Here is a 3,556-nt window from a genome sequence, read left to right as displayed (position 1 = left end):
CGGGGGTGCAAGAATCGAGAACCAAAAAATTTGGCACTGACATTCATCGACACACTATTGAGTTCTCAAAGAACACACGCACACACATCCGAACCAGAGACTGGATCTTCCGTAGGGCAACTGTTCCAGGCTAAACCCGAACATCCGAGATGTCAAGCAGGCAAGCCAACCGTCAGGCGCTCAGCCGTCCAACCTCGTGTCCCGGTCTCCCGGGTCGGTGTCCGTGTCGCTCTGACATGGAATAAGTTACGCGGCGGGAAACGCAACGTCAAATCGCCTGGTGGACACCATGAATGCCCAGGTCAGAGCGGCGTACTCCGGACCGAATCACAACGGTGTGACCCAGCACACGACGACTGCCGGCCCCTATGGGTAAACCGCCTGTTCATCCGGGACTCCTAGCCTCGGAACGTGCAGTGCTACACGCGCTTCGTCGCCATCGGGGACAGCCAGACCGAGGGGGTCGGCGACCCCGACGAGTCCGGGGGGCTGCGCGGCTGGGCGGATCGGTTCGCCGACATGCTCGGCGGCGAGGCTCCCGAGTTCCGCTACGCCAATCTCGCGATCCGCGGCAGGCGCGCGGGGCAGATCCGCGCGGAGCAGCTGGCGCCCGCGCTGGCCATGCAGCCGGATCTGACGGCGGTGCTGGCGGGGCTGAACGACCTGATCCGGCCGCGCTTCGACCGGGAGGCGCTGCTCACCGAGCTCGCGGCGCTGATCGAGCCCCTTCGAACGGCAGGCTCGACGGTGGTCACCTTCACCTTCCCCGATATCGGGGCGATCGCGCCGGTGGTGCGGCCGCTGGCGGGGCGGATCCGGCAGTTCAATGCCGATGTCAGGGAGCTGGCGGCGCGCTACGAGGCGGTGCTGGTGGAGCTCGAGCCGGTGCCGGTGGCCGCGCACCGGCTGCTGTGGGCGCAGGATCGGCTGCATCTGAGCCCGATGGGGCACGAGGTGGTGGCGCGGGCGGCGGCCGAGGCGCTGCGGGTGCCGGGCGCGGACGGGTCGTGGCGGGAGCCGCTGCCGCCGGTGCGGCAGCGCGGGGGCGAGCAGATAGTCGACGAGCTGCGCTGGGCGACGGTGCACATGCTGCCGTGGCTGGTGCGCCGGGCGCGCGGGATCTCGACCGGTGACCGGGTGACGGCCAAGCGGCCGGAACTCGCCCCGCTGCGCGAGCGGGCGGAGCCGCTGTGGCCGCCGCGGCACTCCGCGGCCCGGTGATCTCCTACGAGCGGTAGTAGTATTGCCGCCGTGCCGGATCGGATGACGCCCGTCGCGCCGTTGCGCGGGGCCTTCGTCGGGTCCGGGTCCGGGGCGGTCGCGGCGGCCGCGCACGCCATGGGCGGCGGCGTAGTGGCGCCCGGCGGGCCGGCGACGGCGGCGCTGCTCGCGGCCTGCTGCCTGGTCGGGGTGCTGGTCGAGGCGGTGCCGCAGCGGCCGGGGTTCGCGCGGCTGCTGCTCGTGCTCGCGCTGGGCCAGGCGGCCGGGCACTGGGCGCTGACGCACGCGCCGCAGCAGCACCACGGGGCGCATTCGACCTCGGCGATGCTGGCCGCGCACCTGGTGGCGATACCGCTCGGGGCGGTGCTCATCGGGGCCGCGGAGCGGGCGGCGCACGCGGGGATCGCGGCGCTTGCGCGGCTGGTTCCGGCGCCGAACGGTGCTCCGGCGCCGATCGTGCCGGGGCGAATCCGGCCGGGCCACACCATGTTCCGGGTACCGCGGCCGGGCCGGCTCGCGTCCGGGCTCGGAGTGCGCGGCCCGCCGTGCGGGGAAGGTCTCGCGCTGTTCCGCCGGTCCGTGTGACCGGCGGCGATCTCCCCTTCCCTTTCGCACGTTCGGAGTTCCCCCATGACTGTTCTCTCCCCGCGCGCCCGGCGGCTCGTCGCCGCGGGCGCCTTCCTCCCGCTGGTACTGGCGGGCTGCTCCGCCGGGTCCACCGCCCCCGGCCGCTCGGCCGACGCGGTGACCGTGACCGACCAGTGGGTCAAGGCCGCGGACAGCGGTATGTCCGCGGGCTTCGGCGAGCTGCGCAATACCGGCGGCACGCCGGTCACCGTGGTCTCGGCGACCAGCCCGGCCGCGGGCAGGCTGGAGCTGCACGAGGTGGTGCCGGATGCCGACGGCGCCATGGTCATGCGCCCGAAGGACGGTGGCTTCGCCATTCCGGCGGGCGGCGCGCTCACGCTCCGGCCGGGTGGCGACCACCTGATGTTCATGGAGCTCGGCACGCCGTTGCGCACCGGCTCCACCACCGAGGTGGTGCTGACCTTCGCCGACGGCTCCAGCACCACCTTCAGCGCCCAGGTGCGCGATTTCGCCGGGGCGCAGGAGGAGTACGCCCCGGGGCACGGTGCCTGAGCGGCGACGGTTCGGCAGGCGGCGGCTGCTCGGCGGCGGCGCCGTCGCGCTCGGCGCCGCCGGTCTCGGCACGGCGGCGCTGACGCCGGGCCGGGCCGGGCCCGCCGATCCGGGGCTCGCGACCGAACCGTTCCACGGGGTGCACCAGGCCGGGATCACCACCCGGCCGCAGGCGCGGATCAGCTACCTGGCCCTCGACCTGCGGCCCGGCGTCGGCCGGGCCGACCTGGCCGGGCTGCTCCGGATCTGGACCGGGGACATCGCGCGGCTCACCGAAGGCCGCTCCGCGCTGGCCGACACCGAACCGGAGCTGGCACTGCGCCCGGCCCGGCTCACGGTGACGGCCGGGCTCGGCCCCGGCGCCTTCGCGGCGGCCGGGCTCGCGGCCGTGCGCCCGGAGTGGCTGGCGCCGCTGCCCGCCTTCCCGATCGACCGGCTCGACCCCCGCTGGTGCGGCGGCGACCTGCTGCTGCAGCTCGCCGCCGACGAGGAGACCGCGGTCGCGCACGCGGCGCGGGTGCTGGCCAGGAGCGTCGGGTCGCTGGTCACCCCGCGCTGGGTGCAGCGCGGCTTCCGGGACACGGCGCCGGGGCGGACCCCGCGCAACCTCATGGGTCAGCTGGACGGGTCGAGCACGCCGGAACCCGCTGAGCTGGACCGGCTGGTGTGGCTGGACTCCGGGCCGCTGGCCGGTGGCAGCGCGCTGGTGCTGCGCCGGATCGAGACCCGGCTGGACACCTGGGACGAACTCGACCCGGTGTCGCGGGAGCTCGTCATCGGCAGGCGGATCGCCGACGGCGCACCGCTCTCCGGTCGGCGGGAGTCCGACGAGCCGGACCTGGCAGCGACCGACGCACTCGGGATTCCGCTGATCCCGCCGTCGTCGCACGTGGCGCGGGCGCGGCACACCCATGCCGGGGAGCGGTTCCTGCGGCGGGCGTACAACTACGACGACCCGCCGGGACCGGGCGCGGTCTCCGGCTCGGGGCTGCTGTTCGCCGCCTTCCAGCGCGACATCGGCGCGCAGTTCCTGCCGGTGCAGCGGCGGCTGGCCGAGTTCGACGCGCTCAACCGGTGGACGGCGCCGATCGGCTCGGCGGTGTTCGCGGTGCTGCCCGGGGTCCCCGAACCCGGCGGCTACCTGGGGCAGCCGCTGCTCGAGGGCTGAGCGGGCGCCGCTCCCGCCCGCGCGGGC

At 74.4% G+C, this 3,556-nt stretch carries 4 protein-coding genes; all 4 read left to right on the top strand.

Going from position 1 to position 3,556, the window contains the following annotated elements; translation table 11 throughout:
* Window positions 1-411 precede the first annotated feature (411 nt).
* From ACFUJ1_RS34150 to ACFUJ1_RS34135, 4 genes are read left to right on the top strand one after another with little or no spacing between them, the layout of a single operon-like run.
* On the top strand, window positions 412-1,221 hold the full coding sequence (locus ACFUJ1_RS34150; RefSeq protein ID WP_378651445.1) for an SGNH/GDSL hydrolase family protein: 810 nt from the start codon (window positions 412-414) through the stop codon (window positions 1,219-1,221).
* Window positions 1,222-1,251: 30 nt separating this feature from the next.
* Complete coding sequence (locus ACFUJ1_RS34145) at window positions 1,252-1,806, top strand: hypothetical protein (RefSeq protein WP_378651444.1); 555 nt, start codon at window positions 1,252-1,254, stop codon at window positions 1,804-1,806.
* Window positions 1,807-1,851: 45 nt separating this feature from the next.
* Entirely contained in the window at window positions 1,852-2,361 is a 510-nt protein-coding gene (locus ACFUJ1_RS34140) for a copper chaperone PCu(A)C (RefSeq protein ID WP_378651443.1), read from the top strand.
* Window positions 2,354-3,529: a Dyp-type peroxidase gene (locus ACFUJ1_RS34135; RefSeq protein WP_378651442.1), complete on the top strand. Its 1,176-nt coding sequence runs from the start codon at window positions 2,354-2,356 to the stop codon at window positions 3,527-3,529. The genes ACFUJ1_RS34140 and ACFUJ1_RS34135 overlap by 8 nt, the downstream gene beginning before the upstream one ends.
* The last annotated feature ends 27 nt before the right edge of the window (window positions 3,530-3,556 follow it).

The organism is Nocardia sp. NPDC057227, from assembly GCF_042669725.1.
In the GTDB taxonomy this organism is placed as follows: domain Bacteria; phylum Actinomycetota; class Actinomycetes; order Mycobacteriales; family Mycobacteriaceae; genus Nocardia; species Nocardia asteroides_A.
This window is presented reverse-complemented; position numbering and strand designations above follow the sequence as displayed.